The 18,479-nt window shown below is 63.1% G+C and carries 16 protein-coding genes; 6 read left to right on the forward strand and 10 right to left on the reverse strand.

What is annotated here, in order from left to right; genetic code table 11:
• Positions 1-294 precede the first annotated feature (294 nt).
• Positions 295-1,566 carry an SDR family oxidoreductase gene (locus AMC88_RS14255; RefSeq protein WP_064825462.1) on the forward strand — a complete coding sequence of 424 codons (1,272 nt, stop codon included), beginning with the start codon at positions 295-297 and terminating at the stop codon, positions 1,564-1,566.
• A complete protein-coding gene (locus AMC88_RS14260; protein ID WP_012484447.1) occupies positions 1,566-2,042 on the forward strand; it encodes a DUF2269 family protein in 477 nt (158 codons plus the stop codon). The genes AMC88_RS14255 and AMC88_RS14260 overlap by 1 nt, the downstream gene beginning before the upstream one ends.
• Here the strand turns inward: AMC88_RS14260 and AMC88_RS14265 are convergent.
• Entirely contained in the window at positions 2,034-2,627 is a 594-nt protein-coding gene (locus tag AMC88_RS14265; protein ID WP_012484448.1) for a LysE family translocator, read from the reverse strand. The two genes, AMC88_RS14260 and AMC88_RS14265, sit on opposite strands and share 9 nt — an antisense overlap.
• 152 nt (positions 2,628-2,779) lie before the next feature.
• Here AMC88_RS14265 and AMC88_RS14270 point away from each other — a divergent pair, with 152 nt between their 5' ends.
• Positions 2,780-3,628: an aldo/keto reductase gene (locus AMC88_RS14270; RefSeq protein ID WP_012484449.1), complete on the forward strand. Its 849-nt coding sequence runs from the start codon at positions 2,780-2,782 to the stop codon at positions 3,626-3,628.
• 171 nt (positions 3,629-3,799) lie between these two features.
• Here AMC88_RS14270 and ilvN read toward each other — a convergent pair whose 3' ends face one another.
• Entirely contained in the window at positions 3,800-4,372 is a 573-nt protein-coding gene (ilvN, locus tag AMC88_RS14275) for an acetolactate synthase small subunit (RefSeq protein ID WP_004677216.1), read from the reverse strand.
• Between the two features lie 23 nt (positions 4,373-4,395).
• Positions 4,396-6,186, reverse strand: coding sequence for an acetolactate synthase 3 large subunit (locus AMC88_RS14280; protein ID WP_016733560.1), 1,791 nt, complete (start codon positions 6,184-6,186; stop codon positions 4,396-4,398).
• A gap of 323 nt (positions 6,187-6,509) precedes the next feature.
• On the opposite strand from AMC88_RS14280, the gene AMC88_RS14285 reads away from it, so the two are divergent.
• Positions 6,510-8,549: an ATP-binding protein gene (locus tag AMC88_RS14285; RefSeq protein WP_041683698.1), complete on the forward strand. Its 2,040-nt coding sequence runs from the start codon at positions 6,510-6,512 to the stop codon at positions 8,547-8,549.
• Here the strand turns inward: AMC88_RS14285 and AMC88_RS14290 are convergent.
• Positions 8,534-9,460 (reverse strand): dihydrodipicolinate synthase family protein, encoded by a 927-nt coding sequence (locus tag AMC88_RS14290; RefSeq protein WP_012484453.1) that lies wholly within the window; start codon positions 9,458-9,460, stop codon positions 8,534-8,536. The genes AMC88_RS14285 and AMC88_RS14290 overlap by 16 nt on opposite strands.
• Positions 9,461-9,480: 20 nt before the next feature.
• A complete protein-coding gene (locus AMC88_RS14295; protein ID WP_012484454.1) occupies positions 9,481-10,095 on the reverse strand; it encodes a LysE family translocator in 615 nt (204 codons plus the stop codon).
• A gap of 95 nt (positions 10,096-10,190) precedes the next feature.
• On the opposite strand from AMC88_RS14295, the gene pdxR reads away from it, so the two are divergent.
• Positions 10,191-11,669: a MocR-like pyridoxine biosynthesis transcription factor PdxR gene (gene pdxR / locus AMC88_RS14300; protein WP_185185230.1), complete on the forward strand. Its 1,479-nt coding sequence runs from the start codon at positions 10,191-10,193 to the stop codon at positions 11,667-11,669.
• 31 nt (positions 11,670-11,700) lie between these two features.
• Here the strand turns inward: pdxR and miaA are convergent, their stop codons facing one another.
• Positions 11,701-12,597 (reverse strand): tRNA (adenosine(37)-N6)-dimethylallyltransferase MiaA, encoded by an 897-nt coding sequence (gene miaA, locus AMC88_RS14305; RefSeq protein ID WP_170960077.1) that lies wholly within the window; start codon positions 12,595-12,597, stop codon positions 11,701-11,703.
• On the opposite strand from miaA, the gene serB reads away from it, so the two are divergent.
• Positions 12,596-13,486 carry a phosphoserine phosphatase SerB gene (gene serB, locus AMC88_RS14310; RefSeq protein ID WP_012484456.1) on the forward strand — a complete coding sequence of 297 codons (891 nt, stop codon included), beginning with the start codon at positions 12,596-12,598 and terminating at the stop codon, positions 13,484-13,486. The genes miaA and serB overlap by 2 nt on opposite strands.
• Before the next feature lie 338 nt (positions 13,487-13,824).
• On the opposite strand, the gene AMC88_RS14315 is transcribed toward serB, so the two are convergent.
• The 4 genes from AMC88_RS14315 to AMC88_RS14330 all read right to left on the reverse strand — a co-directional run bounded on the left by AMC88_RS14315 (position 13,825) and on the right by AMC88_RS14330 (position 18,476).
• Complete coding sequence (locus tag AMC88_RS14315) at positions 13,825-15,543, reverse strand: DegQ family serine endoprotease (RefSeq protein ID WP_012484457.1); 1,719 nt, start codon at positions 15,541-15,543, stop codon at positions 13,825-13,827.
• 207 nt (positions 15,544-15,750) lie between these two features.
• Positions 15,751-16,719, reverse strand: coding sequence for a protease modulator HflC (gene hflC / locus AMC88_RS14320; RefSeq protein WP_004677232.1), 969 nt, complete (start codon positions 16,717-16,719; stop codon positions 15,751-15,753).
• A gap of 3 nt (positions 16,720-16,722) precedes the next feature.
• The gene (gene hflK / locus AMC88_RS14325; protein WP_004677233.1) at positions 16,723-17,808 is read right to left on the reverse strand and encodes an FtsH protease activity modulator HflK; all 1,086 of its coding nucleotides are present in this window, start codon (positions 17,806-17,808) and stop codon (positions 16,723-16,725) included.
• A gap of 149 nt (positions 17,809-17,957) precedes the next feature.
• Positions 17,958-18,476, reverse strand: coding sequence for a dihydrofolate reductase (locus AMC88_RS14330; protein WP_012484458.1), 519 nt, complete (start codon positions 18,474-18,476; stop codon positions 17,958-17,960).
• Positions 18,477-18,479: the final 3 nt, after the last annotated feature.

An 18,479-nucleotide genomic window follows, 5' to 3' on the forward strand; every position in this document is an offset into this window, starting at 1 on the left:
GCTCCTCCTCTTCTCCCCAGCGGGGAGAAGGTGGCCCGAAGGGTCGGATGAGGGGGGCCGCACGGCACGCCCTTCATGATTTGCCCTTCGCTTGCGCTCCGTGCATTCGCGGCTCCCGCTCACCCCCTCATCTGCCTACCGGCATCTTCTCCCCGCCGGGGAGAAGCGGAGTCGTGGCAACCTCTCGCCTCAATTCAAAGCAGGTCGGTAAAACCGTCTCCCTTCTTTCTACCATACACCACAACCCCGCCAAGCCCTTCTATCCCAATCAAACTTTTCCGCTAATCTCCCGCCATGAACATCCTGATTCTCGGCGCAACCGGCTTCATAAGCTCCGTCGTCGCGGCCCGGCTCGTTGCGGACGGCCATGCCGTGACCGGGCTTGGCCGCAATCCCGCGAAGTCGCGACTCAAACAGCCGGCGATCGACTGGCGGCGCGCCGATCTTGCCCAGATGACGAAGCCTGAGGACTGGGAGGATCTCCTCAAGGATCGGCATGCCATCGTCAATTGCGCCGGCGCCCTGCAGGATGGGCTCTCGGACGATCTCTCGGCGACCCAGGCGGATGCGATGCTGGCGCTCTATGCCGCCGCCAAGCGGTCGCGGCCTCTGATCGTGCAGATATCGGCGCGGACCACCGGGGCGGCGGCCGATCTGCCCTTCCTTTCCACCAAGCGCCTAGCCGACGAGGCGCTGGTAGCAAGCGACCTGCCCCATCTCATCCTGCGCCCTGCCCTCGTTCTCGGCCGCAATGCCCATGGCGGCTCGTCGCTGCTGAGAGCGCTTGCCGCCTTTCCCCTGGCGCTGCCGCTTGTCCACGCCGAAAGCCCGGTCGAAACGCTGTCGGTGGATGATGTAGCGCAAGCCGTGTCTTGGGCGGTCGCAGGTGAGCTCCGCGGTGATATCGTTCTTGCCGCCGACGAAGCCCTGACGCTTGCCGATCTCGTGCGCCTACACCGGCAATGGCTCGGGCTGCCGCCCGCTCGCGTCTTTTCCCTCGCTCCCTCGCTTACGAAACCAGTGACCTGGCTTGCCGATATGGCTGGCCGGCTCGGCTGGCGTTCGCCGCTGCGTTCGACGGCGATGACCGTTATGTCGGAGGGCATACGAAGTGCGAAAAGAGAAAGCGGGCTCGTCGCGACATCCGCTGCGGCAACTCTCGCGGCCAATCCCTCCGGCGTCCAGGATCTCTGGTTTGCCCGGCTCTATCTCCTGAAACCGCTCGTCATCGCAGGCCTGTCGGCCTTCTGGCTGCTTTCCGGGCTGATCCCGCTGCTTTCGGTAGAGAGGGCCGCCGCGCACTTCCTGCCCTTCATGCCTGAAGCAGCTTCAACGGCGCTGACGCTTACGACCTGCCTCGTCGACATGGCGCTCGGCGCCGCAGTGCTTGTTCGCCCGCTCGCCAAACGCGCCCTTCTCGGCATGCTCGCCGTCTCATTGGCCTATCTGACCGGTGGCACACTTCTTGAACCGGCGCTCTGGCTCGATCCGCTCGGGCCCCTCGTCAAGGTGCTGCCGTCGATCGTGCTGACGCTGACGGCGCTTGCCACACTGGATGAACGCTGATGCTCGAGCAATTGCTGCTGCTTGCCCATGTCATCGGCGCGACCGTGCTCTTCGGCACCGGCGCCGGCATCGCCTTCTTCATGGTGATGGCGCATCGCACGGGCGACGCGGTTCTGATCGCCCATGTCGCCGGAACCGTCGTCATCGCCGATACGGTCTTCACCGCAACGGCCGCAATCTTCCAGCCGGTGACCGGTTATCTCCTCGCCCGATCGATCGGCTGGGACCTGACGGAAGGCTGGATTTCGCTGTCGCTGCTGCTTTACGTCGTCACCGGCGTCTTCTGGCTGCCGGTCGTCTGGATCCAGATTCGCCTGCGCGATCTCGCCCGCACTGCGGCGGCATCGGCGAGCGCCCTGCCGCCCGCCTATTTCAGACTGTACCGCGTCTGGTTCGCTTTCGGCTTTCCGGCCTTCTCAGCCGTCATCGGCATTTTCTGGCTGATGCTAACGAAACCGTCGATCACATTATTTTAGCATCGGCCAGAGGCTCGCCACGAGAAGCACCGCCATGGTGATGTTGAACCACTTCAGCCGCACCGGATCGGAAAGCCAGTCTCTCAGCGCCGAGCCGAAGCCCGCCCAGGTCGAGACGCTCGGCACGTTGACCACCGCGAAAGCCAGGCCGACGATCAGCACGCTGGCGAGATAAAGTTCTGGATTGGTGTAGGTCGCCATCGCCGTGACCGCCATCACCCAGGCTTTCGGGTTGACCCACTGGAAGGCCGCCGCCGAGACGAAGGACATCGGCGCGGCACTGTTGCTGCCTTCGCTCAGCGAACGCGAGGAGGCGATCTTCCAGGCGATCCAGACGAGATAGGCGCCGCCGGCGAACTTCAGCACCGTATAGACCAGCGGCAGCGTGTGCAGCAGCGCCCCGAGCCCGAGACCAACGCCGATCAGCAGCGAAAAGAAACCGGCGCCGATGCCGAACATATGCGGGATCGTCCTGCGGAAACCGAAATTCACCCCCGAGGCGAAGAGCATCATATTGTTCGGCCCCGGCGTGATCGAGGTCGCGAAGGCGAAGAGAACAAGAGCGAAAAACGTATCCAGCGGCATGCGACCTCCCGAAACCGGCTCTTTTCCGCGGCCTCTCTTAGTTAGGTCAGCATAACTGCCCTAAACTCTTGATGCCATTACATCATTGTCATGGTGACAGGATTACTTGAAAGATAGGAACTAGGCGCAATCTCCTGAAAAATGGAAAAATCATGCAAGACGACCCCATCCCCTCCGTCAAATTCCCGAACGGCACGGAAGTGCCGGCGCTCGGCCAGGGAACCTGGGCCATGGGCGAGGATGCCGGCCATGCGAAGATAGAGATCGAGAGCCTCAAGGCCGGCATCGATCTCGGCATGACGCTGATCGACACCGCCGAAATGTACGGCGACGGCGGCGCCGAGCAGATCGTCGGCCAGGCGATCAAGGGGCGGCGCGACGAGGTCTTCCTTGTCAGCAAGGTCTATCCCTGGAACGCCAGCCTGAAAGGCACGATCGAGGCCTGCGAGCACAGTCTCGAACGGCTCAGCACCGACCGCATCGATCTCTACCTTCTGCACTGGCGCGGCAATCATCCGCTCGCCGAGACCGTTGCCGCCTTCGAAATGCTGAAAGCGTCAGGCAAGATCGGCGCCTGGGGCGTCTCCAACTTCGACACCGAAGACATGGAAGAGCTGCTCTCCGTGCCCGAAGGCGCCAACGTCGCCGCCAACCAGGTGCTCTACAACCTCTCCCGCCGCGGCATCGAATATGATCTCCTGCCCTGGTGCCAGAGCCGCGGAATCCCGGTCATGGCCTATTCGCCGATCGAGCAGGGACACATCCTCCACCATCCCGAACTGATCCACATCGCCAAGGCCTATCAGGCGACGCCCGCCCAGCTGGCGCTCGCCTTCCTCCTCGAACGCGACGGCGTCATCGTCATCCCGAAGACATCGAATGCCGATCGCGTGGCTGAGAACCGCGACTGCGTCTCGCTCGACATCACCGACGAGGACTGGCAGGCGCTCGACGCCGCCTTCCCACCGCCGGCAAGGAAAAAGCCGCTGGAGATGATTTGATCTCCAGCGGCTCGAACTGCTCCACGCCTATCAGCTATATGCCGCGACCTCGCGCTTCCCCCTTCTTCCCAGCGGGGAGAAGAGCTTTGCCGCGTCGTCTCCGTCCCTTGCCAGCCCTTGGCTGGCACGCATGGCCGAGGCTGACGCCGAGGAAGGGATGAAGCTTGTGCCTCACATCCCCTGCGCGCCGCGGTTCATCGCGGCGATGCCAGTGCGGCAGACTTCGATGAGGCCGAGCGGCTTCATGATCGCGATGAACTGGTCGATCTTCGAGGACTTGCCGGTGATCTCCAGAATGAAGTGATCAATCGTCGCGTCCACCACCTTGGCATGAAAGGCATCGGCAAGGCGCAGCGTCTCGGCGCGCGTCTCGCCCTCGCCGATCACCTTGACCAGCGCCACTTCACGCTCGATCGGCCGTTCCTGGCCAAGTTCGCGAGCGCGCACCGTCAGATCGACGACGCGATGAACCGGCACGATGCGATCAAGCTGCGCCTTGATCTGCTCCAGCACGTGCGGCGTGCCGCGCGTGACGATGGTGATGCGGGAAAGATGCGCCTGATGCTCGGTCTCCGAGACTGTGAGGCTTTCGATGTTGTAGCCGCGGCCGGAGAACAGGCCGATGACGCGGGCAAGGACGCCCGGTTCATTGTCGACGAGCACCGAAAGCGTATGGCTCTCGATTGCCGTCGTTTCCGGCGAGATGAAGTAGGCAGAGCCGGTGGGCTGAAGATGTGCGTTCATGGTCCTGGGTTCCTACCTTGTCGTTATACGAGCTGACGGCCTTTGGCGTCGATCGCATTGGCGACCGCTTCATCCGTGGCTTCGTCGGGCAGCAGCATTTCATTATGGGCCTTGCCCGAGGGGATCATCGGGAAGCAGTTGGCGAGGTTGGCGACGCGGCAATCGAAGATGACGGGCTTCTTGACCTCGATCATCTCGACGATGGCGTCGTCGAGCTCATCCGGCTTGTCGCAGCGCAGGCCGACCGCGCCGTAGGCCTCCGCCAGCTTGACGAAATCCGGCATTGCCTCGGTATAGGAGTGCGACAGGCGGTTGCCGTGCAAGAGCTGCTGCCACTGGCGCACCATGCCCATGTACTGGTTGTTCATGATGAAGATCTTGATCGGCGCATCATACTGGATGGCCGTCGACATTTCCTGGATGCACATCTGGATCGAGGCGTCGCCCGCGATATCGATGACGAGGCTTTCGGGATGGGCGATCTGGACGCCGAGGGCCGCCGGCAGGCCGTAGCCCATCGTGCCGAGGCCGCCCGAAGTCATCCACCGGTTCGGCTGCTCGAAGCCGAAGAACTGCGCTGCCCACATCTGATGCTGGCCGACCTCGGTCGTGATGTAGGTGTCGCGGTCCTTGGTATGCGCATAGAGGCGCTCCAGCGCATATTGCGGCATGATCACGTCGTTGTTCTTCGTATAGGCGAAGGAGTTGCGCGCCCGCCAGCGAGCGATATCGCTCCACCAATCCGCGAGGCGGTTTTTCTCCGGCTTTTTCGGCAGCGCCCGCCACAGGCGGACCATGTCTTCCAGCACATGGCCGACATCGCCGCGAATGCCGATATCGACGCGGACGTTCTTGTTGATCGAGGACGGATCTATATCGATATGGATCTTCTTCGAGTTCGGCGAGAAGGCGTTGAGACGGCCGGTGATACGATCGTCGAAGCGGGCGCCGATGCAAACCATGACGTCGCAGTCATGCATCGCCATGTTCGCCTCGTAAGAGCCGTGCATGCCGAGCATCTTCAGCCAGTTCTTGCCCGAAGCCGGATAGGCGCCGAGGCCCATCAGCGTCGAGGTGATCGGGAAATCGGTGAGGTCGACCAGTTCGCGCAGCAGCTTGGAAGCTTCCGGGCCGGAATTGACGACGCCGCCGCCGGAATAGATGATCGGCCGGCGCGCATTCGCCATCAGCTCGATCGCCGCATGGATCTGATTGAGGTCGCCCTGGATCTTCGGCTGGTAGCTCTTCTGGATCGGGTAATCGGCGGGCGGCGTATAGGTACCGGTCGCGAACTGCACGTCCTTCGGAATATCGACGACAACGGGACCCGGACGGCCGGACTGGGCGATGCGGAAGGCCTCATGAATGATGGCGGCGAGCTCGTTGACGTCCTTGACCAGCCAGTTGTGCTTGGTGCAGGGCCGGGTGATGCCGACGGTATCGCATTCCTGGAAGGCGTCGGAGCCGATCAGCGAGGTCGGGACCTGGCCGGTCAGGCAGACGAGCGGGATCGAATCCATCAGCGCATCCTGCAGCGGCGTGACCGCATTGGTGGCGCCGGGACCCGAGGTGACGAGCATGACGCCGACCTTGCCGGTGGAGCGGGCGTAACCTTCAGCCGCATGGCCGGCCCCCTGCTCATGGCGCACGAGGATGTGCTTGACATCGTCCTGCTGGAAGATCTCGTCATAGATCGGCAGAACCGCGCCGCCGGGATAGCCGAAGATATGTTCGACGCCATTGTCCTTCAGCGCCTTGAGAACGATCTCCGCTCCCGTCATCCGATTGCCTGCCGCCTGATTGTCCGTGCTCATCTGTCTGTTCCGTTTGATGCTGGGATTTGCGTTTGTGGCCGGAAGCCCGAAATTCGGGCACAAAAAAAGGCCCCGGAGGAGCCTGTCATCTAGCGCATGGGTGGCTGTCGCCGGATGGTTACACCATCCTGCCCATGCGCTTTCCCACCACGATAAGAGCCGTTGCCATTTTCATGGCCGGAAGTGATAGACAGAAAATTTCGCAGCGTCAACGCATGCCGCAATAAAAAACTGCCCGGCGCCTTCGCCCCTGAAAATCGATAGGATGAAGGATTTGTTAAAGGATCGACTTTATCCTTTAACGCTACCGCAGGGAGTAGCCTTTGCTCAACAACGACTTGCGCATGTCTGACAAGGCAGGCGAGCACGATCGACGCGACGGCCATGCGCCGGGAAATCGCTTTCTCGGCCGTGTCGTTGCATGCAGCGGATCGAGAGCGACGATTGCCGCCGTCGCCGTCGAGGGCGGCACCGATCTCACCGAACTCTGGTCCGTCGGCAAGCTGATCTCGATCAGCGTCGGCCGCAACCGCGTCGTTGCGCTCGTCTACTCCATGAAAACCGGCAGCCATGCCTGGGGCGAAGGCGAAGACAATAATTTCAAGATCGAGACCGAGCTTCTCGGCGAAGTCCGCGTCGACGAAAACGGACGCGAGGAATTTTCGACCGGCATCTCGCGCTATCCCTATCTCGGCGCCATCGCCCACCGCATCCGCGCCGCCGACCTGATGCGCATCTATGATGCCGGAACGGGCACGACCGCTGTCATTGGCAAGCTGACCCAGGACGAAAGCATCGATGCGGCGATCCACATCCCCTCGATGCTCTCCAAGCATTTCGCCGTCGTCGGCTCGACCGGCGTCGGCAAATCGACGGCCGTCTCTTTGCTGCTGCACAAGGCGATCGCGGCCGACCCGAAACTGCGCGTGCTGATCCTCGATCCGCACAATGAATTCGCCGCCGCATTTCCGAAGCACGCCGTCACCATCGATACCGATACGCTCGACCTGCCCTTCTGGCTGATGCGGCTGGAGGAGTTTGCCGAAGTCGTCTTTCGCGGCCGCCCGCCGGTGCCCGAAGAGCTCGACATGCTCCGCGATATCATGCCGGAGGCCAAGCGCGCCTTCCGCGGCAGCGACAATTCGCTGGTGCGCCGGACGACGGAAAAGAGCTCGATTACCGCCGACACGCCGGTTCCCTATCGCATGGCCGATCTCCTGGCCCTGATCGACGAGCGCATTGGCCGCCTCGAGGGCCGCGCGGAGAAACCTTCCCTGCGGTCGCTGAAGATGCGCCTCATCGCTGCGATCAACGATCCGCGCTATCACTTCATGTTTTCCAACAATACGATCAGCGATACGATCACCGACACCATCGCGCAGATATTCCGCATTCCCGGCGACAGCAAGCCGATCTGCACCTTCCAGCTTGCCGGCATTCCCTCCGAGGTGGTCAATTCGGTCGCCTCCGTGCTCTGCCGCATGGCCTTCGAGGTGGCGTTGTGGAGCGACGGCGCCATCCACATGCTCGTCGTCTGCGAGGAAGCCCACCGCTACATCCCCTCCGATCCCAGCCTCGGTTTCGTGCCGACACGTCAGGCAATCGCCCGCATCGCCAAGGAAGGCCGAAAATACGGCGTCTCGCTTGGGATCATTACCCAGCGGCCGGGCGAGCTCGACCAGACGATCCTGTCGCAGTGCTCGACGCTGTTTGCCATGCGCCTGGCCAACGACCGCGACCAGGAAATCATCCGCTCGGCCATCCCGAATTCGTCGATCTCGACGACAAGCTTCATCTCGTCGATCGGCAATGGCGAGGCGATCGCCTTCGGCGAGGCGATCAGCGTGCCGATGCGCATGCGCTTTTCCCGAGTCGAGGAAAATCTGCTCCCCAAGGCTGCCAGCGCCAACAGCAAGCACAGCGAGGAAGATCCGGATACGGTCGATCTGCGCAAGATCGTCACCCGCATGCGGGCGGTGACGGTCGCGCCCGACATTTCGAACTTCCAGCAGAGCTTCGGCGCATCGACGGCGGGTTCCGACGAGGAGAATGACGCCGACGAGCATCTCGAGGCCAAGCCCTACGCCCCGCCTCCACCGGCCTCGCCACCGCCGGCTTCAGCGCCTCTCGAATCCTACCGGCGCGAACTGCTGCCGCAGACGCCGCGGCTGGACCCGGCCGCACCTCCATCCGTCGATCCTCGGCTCGACGCACTGCGCCGCGAGATGCGCCGCGAGGAACCGATCTTTCCGCGGCCTGCGCCGCAGGCGGATCAACCGGCCATCACCCGCCGGGAACCCGGCGCATCGCTGCGCGAAAGCATTTTGAAAAAGCCGCTGAGCAGCCTTTACAACAAGGATTGAGCCTTCTGACCGCCCTCCAGGGCGATCAGCGGCTCGACGACATCGAGCACACGCTGACGATCCGCTGATTTCAGCGGCAAAAGCGGTCGCGGAAGCTCCGCCCGGGCGAGCGAGAGATGCTCGAGCAGCATGTAAACGACGCGAATGCTTCCGAATGCCTTGAAGGTTTGCCATAGGGGTTCGAACAGCTTGTCGAGGCGGCGGGCCTCATCGACATCCCCCGCCATGGCGGCCCTGGTCAGGCCGAGAGCCGTGCGCGGCAGCAAACCGCCGATGACGCTGTACCAGGCGTCTGCGCCGGAAAGCAGCGCGTCGGCCGCGCCCCAATCGCCGCTGTAGCCGATCGCGAGATCGGTCTTCTCCCGCAAGGCCGCAAGTTCCCTTGGCAAATCGCCGTCAACAGGCAGCGGCATCTTCACCGCCTTGATCGTTTCGATATCGGAGAGTCGCTGGAGAAGCTCCCGGCTGAAGGTGAAATGGGTCGTGCCGGGATTGTTGTAGATACAGACCGGCAGCTTCGTTGCCTTCGCGACCGCCAGGAAATGCTCATAGGCTTCTTCCTGCGTCAGCGGCGTATAGGAGACCGGCGCCAGCAGAAGAGCATCCGCACCGGCCGCCTCGGCATCCCTGGCAAGACCCACGGCGTGGTCCGTTCTGAGAGCCCCGGCCCCGACGATGAGGGGAATACGGCCGGCGACGCATTCCGCCGCGGCCTTGACGGCGCGCAACCGCTCCTCGCGCGTGAGGTAAGCATAGATCCCGGTGCTGCCGAGAAGTCCGATAGAGGCGACGCCCGCCTCGCACAAGCGTTCCAGAAGGCGGCCGAGGGCTTCGGTGTCGACACGGCCATCGATATTCGCAGGCGTTGCCGGAAAGGCCGAAAGGCCATGAAATGGAGAAGCCCAAGACATGATGTGATCCTGAAAAAGCGTCAGTTTGAGAACAGCAGGCGCGATCCGGCGCCCGCGAAGAACACCGCGAGGCTTGCCTCGATCCAGCGGCGCGCCCTGGCATAGCCGCGCACCATCGGCGCTGTCGAAAACAGCAGGGCATAACCGGCGAATATCGATATGCCGAACAGCACACAGCCGCCGAACGCCGTCACCGCCATCTCGGGCGAAGCGCCCGGTTTGAGGCCGAGCGACATGATCGCGACCCAGGCCAGAACCGCTTTGGGGTTTCCGAGATGCATCAGGATCCCACGGCGGTAGAGCACGCCCAAGTCCGTCGACGGCCGCGCCAGTTTGCGTGCCGGCGCGTCCGCGGCAGCCGCCGAGCGAGCCGCCCTCCAGGCGAGCCAGAGGAGGTAAAGCCCGCCCGCGATCTTGAGGAATAACAGGGCATGAGCATAGCCAACGAGCAATGTCGAAATGCCAGTGACGGCAATCAGTCCCCAGCATGTCGACATCGTTATCACGCCGGCGGCAAGCGCCAGGGCCGGTCGGCGTCCTTGGCTCATCGCGACATTCATGATCGCCATGTTGCTTGGTCCCGGGCTTCCGGCTGCGACGATATAGGCGATATAGACGACGAGAAGATCCTGCATGTCCGCTTTCCAGAAGTCGCTGAGGCCTTCCTTCTCTTCTAAAATTGGTTCATCATGAAGCGCCATTTTCAAGAATCTTCATGGACCATTTTGTAATGTCGAAGCGGCGGGCGACCATCGAAATTCCGTCTCTCCATGGGATCGACAGAACGGCCCATGTCGGCCGTCGGCTTGCACAGGCCCTGCGGAACGCCATTGCCTGCGGCGAGTTGCGGCCGGGCGAGCGCCTTCCTTCGACGCGTAGCCTTGCCGCCTCTTTGAAGATCGCCCGCGGCACCGTCGTCGAAGCCTTCGACCAGTTAACCGCCGAAGGTTATCTCGAGGCGAGAGTAGGCGCGGGAACCCGTGTTGCTGCCGCCCTGACGGACATGGCGCCGGCACTGCCGCCGCCACCGCCCGCGCCGGCGGCCGCAAAGGCGATCGACCTGCCTGCCCCGGCTGCACGGCTGATCTCGATCGCCCGTGCGCTGACCCCTCACCCGCCCGTTCCCTTCGCTATTGCCGTGCCCGCTTCCGGCATCGCGCCCGACGACAATTGGCGCCGTCTCGGCAATCGAATGCGCGCCTCAAGGCAGGCCGCACCGTCGGGCTACCATGATCCGATGGGTGTGCTCGAACTGCGCATCGCCATCGCCGGCCACGTCCGCCGCGCAAGGGCCGTTCATTGCGAGCCCGAGCAGGTCATCGTTACGTCAGGCACGCAGCAGGGTCTCTATATGGCTGGCCGGGTTCTTCTGTCGCATGACGACCCGGTATGGGCCGAGGATCCCGCTTATCCCGGCCTGACGGCGGTGCTCGACGATCTCGGCGTACGGACGCATCGAATTCCGGTCGATGCACAAGGAATGAATGTGGAACGCGGCCTTGAACTGTGTCCAGAAGCGCGCGCCGCATTCGTCACTCCTTCGCACCAGTATCCGGTCGGCATGCCGCTCAGCATGGCGCGGCGCAACGCTCTGGTCGCCTGGGCCGACCAGAACCCAGCCTGGATCGTGGAGGACGACTACGACAGCGAACTGCGTTATGCCGGACATCCTTTCCCCTCCATGCAGGGGCTGCGTCCGTCGCGCGTCATCTATCTCGGCACTTTCAGCAAGGTGCTCTTTCCGTCGTTGCGGCTCGGTTACGTCATCGCGCCGGCGCCGCTCGCAGAAGCCTTCGCCGGCGCACGCGCCATTCTTGACCGGCATTCGCCGATATCAGAACAGCACGTTCTGGCCGCCTATATCAGGGAAGGCTATTTCGAGGCGCATATCAGGCGCATTCGCGGTCTTTATGCCGAACGCCGCGCTGTTCTGCTCGCGGCGCTCGAGCGGGTTCTGCCGGCGGGGTGCCATGTTCAGCCGAGCGATCAGGGCATGCACATCCTGCTATGGCTGCCCGAGGACGCCGACGATGTGCGACTGGCAGCGCGCGCCCTTTCGGCCGGCCTCGCAGTAAGGGCGATCTCCCCCATGTATGGCGCGCAGAAGGCGCGCCCTGGCCTGATGCTGGGTTTCGGCGGTTTTCCACCGGAGCAGTTGCAGGCGGCGGTGGGCGAACTCGCCAAACTGCTGCAGGAGTGCGGAACGTAACTGGACTTGAAGGGCAGCCCGGGCTTACGCCCTATGGGGCCAGCCGCTCCCAGCTCTCGTCCATCTGATTGCGGAACCAGGTCATTTGCCGCTTGGCGTATTGCCGTGTCGCCGCAGCCCCCTTCTCAAGCACTTCCTCGCGCGTCATCTCGCCCTTCAGCATCGCCGTGATCTGCGAAACTCCGATCGCCTTCATGACAGGCGCCACGGCCGGCAGGCCAAGGGCAAGCAGCGCCCTCACCTCGCTTTCGGCACCCTGCTGCAGCATCTTTTCGAAACGGCCATTGATGCGGGCATGCAGCACCGCCCGGTCCGGCAGAACGACGATCTTTCGCGCCTCATCGGCGTCGATCAACACGGGCCCGAGCCGCCGATGAAATTCGGCGATCGACCGTCCCGTCGCCTTGATCACCTCCAGCGCCCGGACAATGCGCTGCCCGTCCTGGCGGTTGAGGCTTGCCGACATGGCAGGATCGATTGCTTCGAGTTCGGCATGGAGCCCCTCCGGCCCCTCCGCAACCAGCCGCATCCTGAGTTCTTCCCGCAGACCTTCAGGGATCTCCGGCATGTCGGAAAGGCCGCCGGTCAGAGCCTTGAAATAGAGTCCGGTGCCGCCGACGAAGACCGGCAGCTGCCCGGCGGCTTTCAGTGCCGGCAACAGCGCCGAGACATCGCGCAGCCAGGCGCCGGTGGAATAGGCGGCCCCTGCCGGCACGTGGCCGTAGAGATGATGCGGCACGCCTTGCATCTCCTCTTCCGACGGGCGCGCCGTCAGTACCCGCAAGGTGTCGTAGACCTGCATGCTATCGGCATTGACGACCGCGCCGCCATAGCGCTTGGCCAATTCGACAGCGAGCGCGGACTTGCCGCTGGCGGTCGGCCCGGTTATCAGGATCGCGTTCTCTACGCTCAGAAGGTTTTCCATCATGGCCCTCGTTGCCACGCTTGTTGCCAATCCGTCAAATCCTGTTCTGACCCCTGGTATCGCCGAACAGGCGGCCGAGGCCGTGGAAGCCTCCGGTCTCTATTGGCTGGCCGACGGCGTCGCCTGCGATATCGCGCTGCGTGACGGTACGGATGCACAGGCGGCGGAGGCCAATATTCTCGCCGTCATCGCTGGCGCGGCGATCGACCTGGTCATCCAGGAGCAGGAGACGCGCCGCAAGAAGCTGCTGATCGCCGACATGGATTCGACGATGATCGGCCAGGAATGCATCGACGAACTCGCGGCCGAAGTCGGCCTGAAGGAGAAGGTCGCCGCCATCACCGCCCGCGCCATGAACGGCGAGATCGCCTTCGAGCCGGCGTTGCGCGAGCGCGTCGCTCTGCTGAAAGGCCTGCCGATTTCGGTCGTCGACGAAGTCATCGCCCGGCGTATCACGCTCACCCCGGGCGGCCCGGAGCTGATCGCCACAATGAAGTCGAAAGGCCATTACACCGCCCTCGTCTCCGGCGGCTTCACCGTCTTTACGGGCCCTATCGCCGCCACGCTCGGCTTCGATGAGAACCGCGCCAACACCTTGCTGGACGATGGCGGCATCCTCTCCGGATTTGTCGCCGAGCCGATCCTCGGTAAGCAGGCGAAAGTGGATGCACTGAACGAAATATCGGCACGCCTCGGCATTTCGCCGAAGGAGGCGATCGCCGTCGGCGATGGCGCCAATGATCTCGGCATGCTGCAGCTCGCCGGCTCCGGCGTCGCCCTCCACGCCAAACCCACGGTCGCCGCCCAGGCGCAGATGCGCATCAACCACGCCGACCTGACGGCGCTGCTCTATATCCAGGGCTATCGGAAGACGGATTTTGTGATGGGTTAGTCACTAAACCAACCGGGCCAATCATGAAGCATTCGGCGCGCTATCTGATGCGTCGGCATGGAATTTGGCGAGAACGCTCACTCCAATCTCCCTCATCCCTGTGCTCGTCACAGGGATCCAGCGCGCCCAAGTCCTTGGGCGCGGGGGACTCTTCCTCCCGGCAAGAGTGTCATTCACGGCGCAGACGCGCCGTGGTTGGATTCCTTTAACGAGCACAGGAATGAGGGAGGTAGAGACACCGGCGGGCGAGCTCGCTACCGCCGAACAGGCACCCATGCACCGCCCACGGCGGATCGGCGACGAAGGACACCTAGGCGGTAAGTGCCGCCAGAGCTCCCCTATTCCATCGGCACCGCCACGAACCGCAGATCGCCATTGGCCGATGCGATCATCAGCTGGGCGTTGCGGCGGCCCTCCTGTTTCAGCGATTTCACCTTGGCGGCGACCGCGTCCGGCGACTTCATGAATTCCTGTGCCACCTCGACGATCACGTCTCCCGGCTTTAGCCCCTTTTCGGCCGAGGCCGAGCCGGGCGCCACTTCCGTCACGACGACGCCGTCGACGCTTTCGGCAATGCCGAAAGCCTTGCGTGTTTCGGGGCTCAACAGCGACAGCGACAATCCGAGCACGTTCTTGGGGGTTGCCGCATCCGGCGATACCTGGCCCTGGTGCTGGTCCGGCGCGGGCGCACCCGGCAGGGGCTGGGCCTGATCGCCGGTATCCGGCTCGTCCATGTCGTTGTTTTCGTCGGGATCAGGGGTGATCACGCCGTCGTCCTGCGAGCCATCGGGCGCCCCGCCACCGGCGGCAGCCTGATCGCTGTCCTCAAGGCGGCCAAGCTTCACCTTGACGGTCTGCTCCTTGCCGTCGCGCAGCACGACGACGTCGACTTCCTTGCCGACCGTGCTTTCCGCCACGACACGCGGCAGATCGCGCATTTCATTGACCGTCTTGCCGTCGAATTTCAAAATCACGTCGCCCGCCTTGATCGAACCGTCGTCGACGGGGCCGCCTTTGATGACACCGGCGACCAGTGCACCCTTGGCCGTGTCGAGGCCGAGGCTGTCGGCAATATCGTCTGTCACCGGTTGAATGCGCACGCCGAGCCAGCCGCGCCGCGTCTCGCCATATTGGCGCAACTGCTCGACAACGCCGGAAGCCAGTTCGGACGGTACGGAGAAGCCGATGCCGATCGAGCCGCCGCTCGGCGAGATGATCGCCGTGTTGATGCCGATCACCTCGCCCTTCATGTTGAAGAGCGGTCCGCCGGAATTACCCTTGTTGATCGCCGCATCCGTCTGGATGAAATTGTCGTAGGGGCCGGCATTGATGTTGCGGCCGCGCCCGGAAATGATGCCGACCGTCACCGAACCGCCGAAGCCGAACGGATTGCCGATCGCCATGACCCAGTCGCCGATGCGCATCGTGCTGGAATCGCCGAATTTGACCGCTTTCAGCGGCGCCTTCGGCTCGACCTTCAGCACCGAAAGATCGGTCTTCGTATCCGTGCCGATCAGCTTCGCCTTGAGCTTCGAGCCATTGGCGAAATTGACCTCGATGTCGTCAGCGCCCTCGATCACGTGATTGTTGGTGACGATATACCCGGTTGGGTCGATGACGAAGCCCGAGCCGAGCGAGCTGACATTATGATTGGGGCCTTTGCCGCCCTGCTGCTTGTTGAAGAAGTCGTTGAAGAACTCCTGGAATGGCGATCCGTCGGGCGCACGCGGCGCCGGGCCGACGCCCTCGTCGTCCTTCACATTCTGCGAGGTCGAGATATTGACCACCGCGTCGAGCAGCCCTTCGGCCAGATCGGCGACGGAAGCCGGACCGTTGTTCGGCACGACGCCCTGAATGGTCGGGGTCTGCTGCGGTGCCGCGGGTGCGGGTGGCGTCGGTGCGGGAGCAGCCGGAGCAGGCGCGGCAACCCCAGGTGCTGTGGCTTCAGGCGCGGTTTGCGCAAAAGCAACCTCGCTCACGCCGGCTTGCGCCAGGATGGCGACGCTGGCCAGAAGCGCGAGCGTTCGTCTGAAGGGCGAGCGATTCGTGGGGGCCATCAAGCTTCCTCATAAGCGGTAAATGCGCACATTGAGCACCAGCATAAGGCGGAATGATGGAGGGTGAAATCACCTTTTCGCGAAATCCCCGTGCAATATGACGTGCCCTCGCAAAAGCCGGATTATCTCAATCATTCCATGCAAAAAGGGCCGGCGCTCGGGCCGGCCCTTCGGAATTGTCGGGGATGCGGACAGCATCCGCTGCCGTCAGTTCGCCGGTTGGGCGGGTGCCGCCGGAGCAGTCGCGCCGGGCACCGCCGGAGCGGGTGCGGCCGCGTTTGCCGGCGGCTGCAAGGCGCCGGCGGCATTGTCGAAATAACGGAAGAATTCCGAATTCGGCGACAGCACCAGCGTCGTGTCCTGCGATGAAAGCGCCGACGAATAGGCCGCCATCGAACGATAGAATTCGAAGAAGGCGGGATTCCTGGAAAAGGCGTCGGCGAACACGCGGTTGCGTTCGGCATCGCCCTGACCGCGCAGGATTTCCGCATCGCGCTGGGCATCCGCGGTGATCTCCACCACCTGGCGGTCGGCAACCGCCCGCCGGCGCAGTCCGTCTTCCGTGCCCTGGGCACGCAAGAGTTCGGCTTCGGCCAGACGCTCGGAACGCATGCGGTTATAGGTGTTCGGCGCAACATCGGCCGTCAGATCGGTGCGGCGGATGCGCACGTCCTGGATGTTCAGGCCGAGGAGCTCGGCATCCGGACGCAGATCGTCGCGCACCTCGAGCATCATCGACACGCGCTCGTCGGAAAGTGCGGCATCGAATTCCCGCAGACCGTAGACACGGCGCAATGCCGAATCGAGGCGAGTGCGCAGCCGCGCTTCGGCCGCATCGCGATCGCCCGAGACAGTTTCGCGGAAGCGGCGAGCATCGTTGATCGAGTAGATCACGAAGGCGTCGACGTCGAAAGTCGCGCCGCCCTTGACCTGCACCTGGATGTTATCGAGGTCGAGACGCAGCTTCTGCTTTTCGACGAGCTGGACGCGGTCGGCATCCATGAAGCTGAACGGCAGCTTGAAATAGATGCCGGGCTCGGTCTTGACCGACTGAATCTCACCGAAGCGCACGACGATCGCCTGCTCACGGGCATTGACCACGTAAACCGAGGAATAAAGCCCGATCAGCACGATGGCGAGGATAACGAGAATGACGGGAAGCCTGTTCGAAGTCATGGCTCAACCTCCCTGCTGCGACGGTCTGGAGATTTCGTTGAGCGGCAGATAAGGCACGACACCTTGCTTCTCTTCGATGATGACCTTCTTGGAATTCTTCAGCACCTGTTCCATCGTTTCCAGGAACAGCCGCTTGCGGGTGACGTCGGGCGCCTTCGAATATTCTTCGTCGATGGCGATGAAGCGCTGCGCTTCGCCCTCGGCTTCCTTGACGACGCGGTCCTTGTAGGCGGCTGCGTCTTCGCGGATGCGGGCGCCGTCACCGCGTGCCTGACCGAGTTTCTGGTTGGCGTATTGGTTGGCTTCTTCCACCAGGCGCTGCTTGTCCTGGTCGGCGCGCTGCACTTCCTGGAAGGCGTCGGCCACTTCACGCGGCGGTGCCACATCTTCGATCGTCACCTTGTTGACCGAAATGCCGGAATTATAACGCGACATCGTATCCTGGATGATGTTGGCGACTTCGCTAGCGATCTCCAGGCGGCGGTCGCGGAACGCGTCCTGCGCCGGACGGCGGCCGACCACTTCGCGCATCGCGCTTTCGGAAACCTGCTGCAGCGTCTGCGCCGGGCTTTCGACGTTGAAGAGATAGGCGCGCGCATCGCTGATCTGATAGAGCACGTTGAAGCGGACGTTGAGAATGTTCTGGTCGCCCGACAGCATCAGCCCGCCAGCCGTATTGCTGCTGCCCTGCGTGCCGCCGACATTCAGCAGCTGCTCGGTGACCTTGACGATCTCGACCGTATCCATCGGCCAGAAATGGAAATGCAGACCCGGCATCGATACCGTTTCCCGCGGCTTGCCGAAGCGCAGCTCAACGCCGCGTTCGTCCGGCTGGACGGTGTATACGCACTGGATCAGCCAGAAGACGGCGACGATTGCCAAAACGATCACCGTCACGCCGCCATTGAAACCGCCGGGAACGATGTTGCGCAGCTGGTCCTGGCCGCGCCGAATAATGTCTTCCAGATCGGGCGGTCCGCCCTTGCCGCCGCTGCCGCGCGGGCGGTTTGGCCCCTGACCCCATGGTCCCTGATTATTACCGCCGCCGCCCCAAGGGCCGCCGCCGCCATTCTGATTGCTCCAGGGCATCAAAACCTCGTTGTTCGTTAAGTCTTCCCCGCATCCGGGACCGTGGGGGCTGACCGGCGAATGCGTTGGTGACCGTTATAGGTATCGCCGCACCGGCTTTCAACGCAGCGTGAGAAACTTGGTCAATTTAATTGGAAAATAGTTCGTTTTCAGGCGTGGCGACGTTTGTAGACGACGTAGCGGGTGGGATAGCTGTCCTTCTCGCCGGCCGGCACCGCGATTGTCTCTGCCGCCTGCCAGAGATCGGGATCGATGTCAGGAAAAGACGCGTCGCCGTCGAGATCGGCCTCGACATGGGTAATGCACATTCTGTCGGCAAGATTGATCGCCTGCGCATAGATCTGACCGCCGCCGACGATGCAGATCTCGTCGACGCCGGTTTCGCGCGCCAGCCTTTCAGCCGCGTCCATCGCCTCGGCCAGCGAATGCGCCATAGCGACATCGGGATGATCGATCGCCGCTTGCCGCGAGATCACCACGTTCGGCCGTCCCGGCAGCGGCTTGCCGATCGAATCGTAGGTCTTGCGGCCCATCACCACAGGCTTGCCCAGCGTCAGCGCCTTGAAGCGCTTGAGATCGCTCGACAGCCGCCACGGCATGTCGCCGTCGCGGCCGATGATGCCGTTGCGGGCAACGGCGGCGATGATGGTCCTGCGAATGTCGGCCATGAA

This window comes from Rhizobium phaseoli, assembly GCF_001664385.1.
GTDB lineage: Bacteria > Pseudomonadota > Alphaproteobacteria > Rhizobiales > Rhizobiaceae > Rhizobium > Rhizobium phaseoli.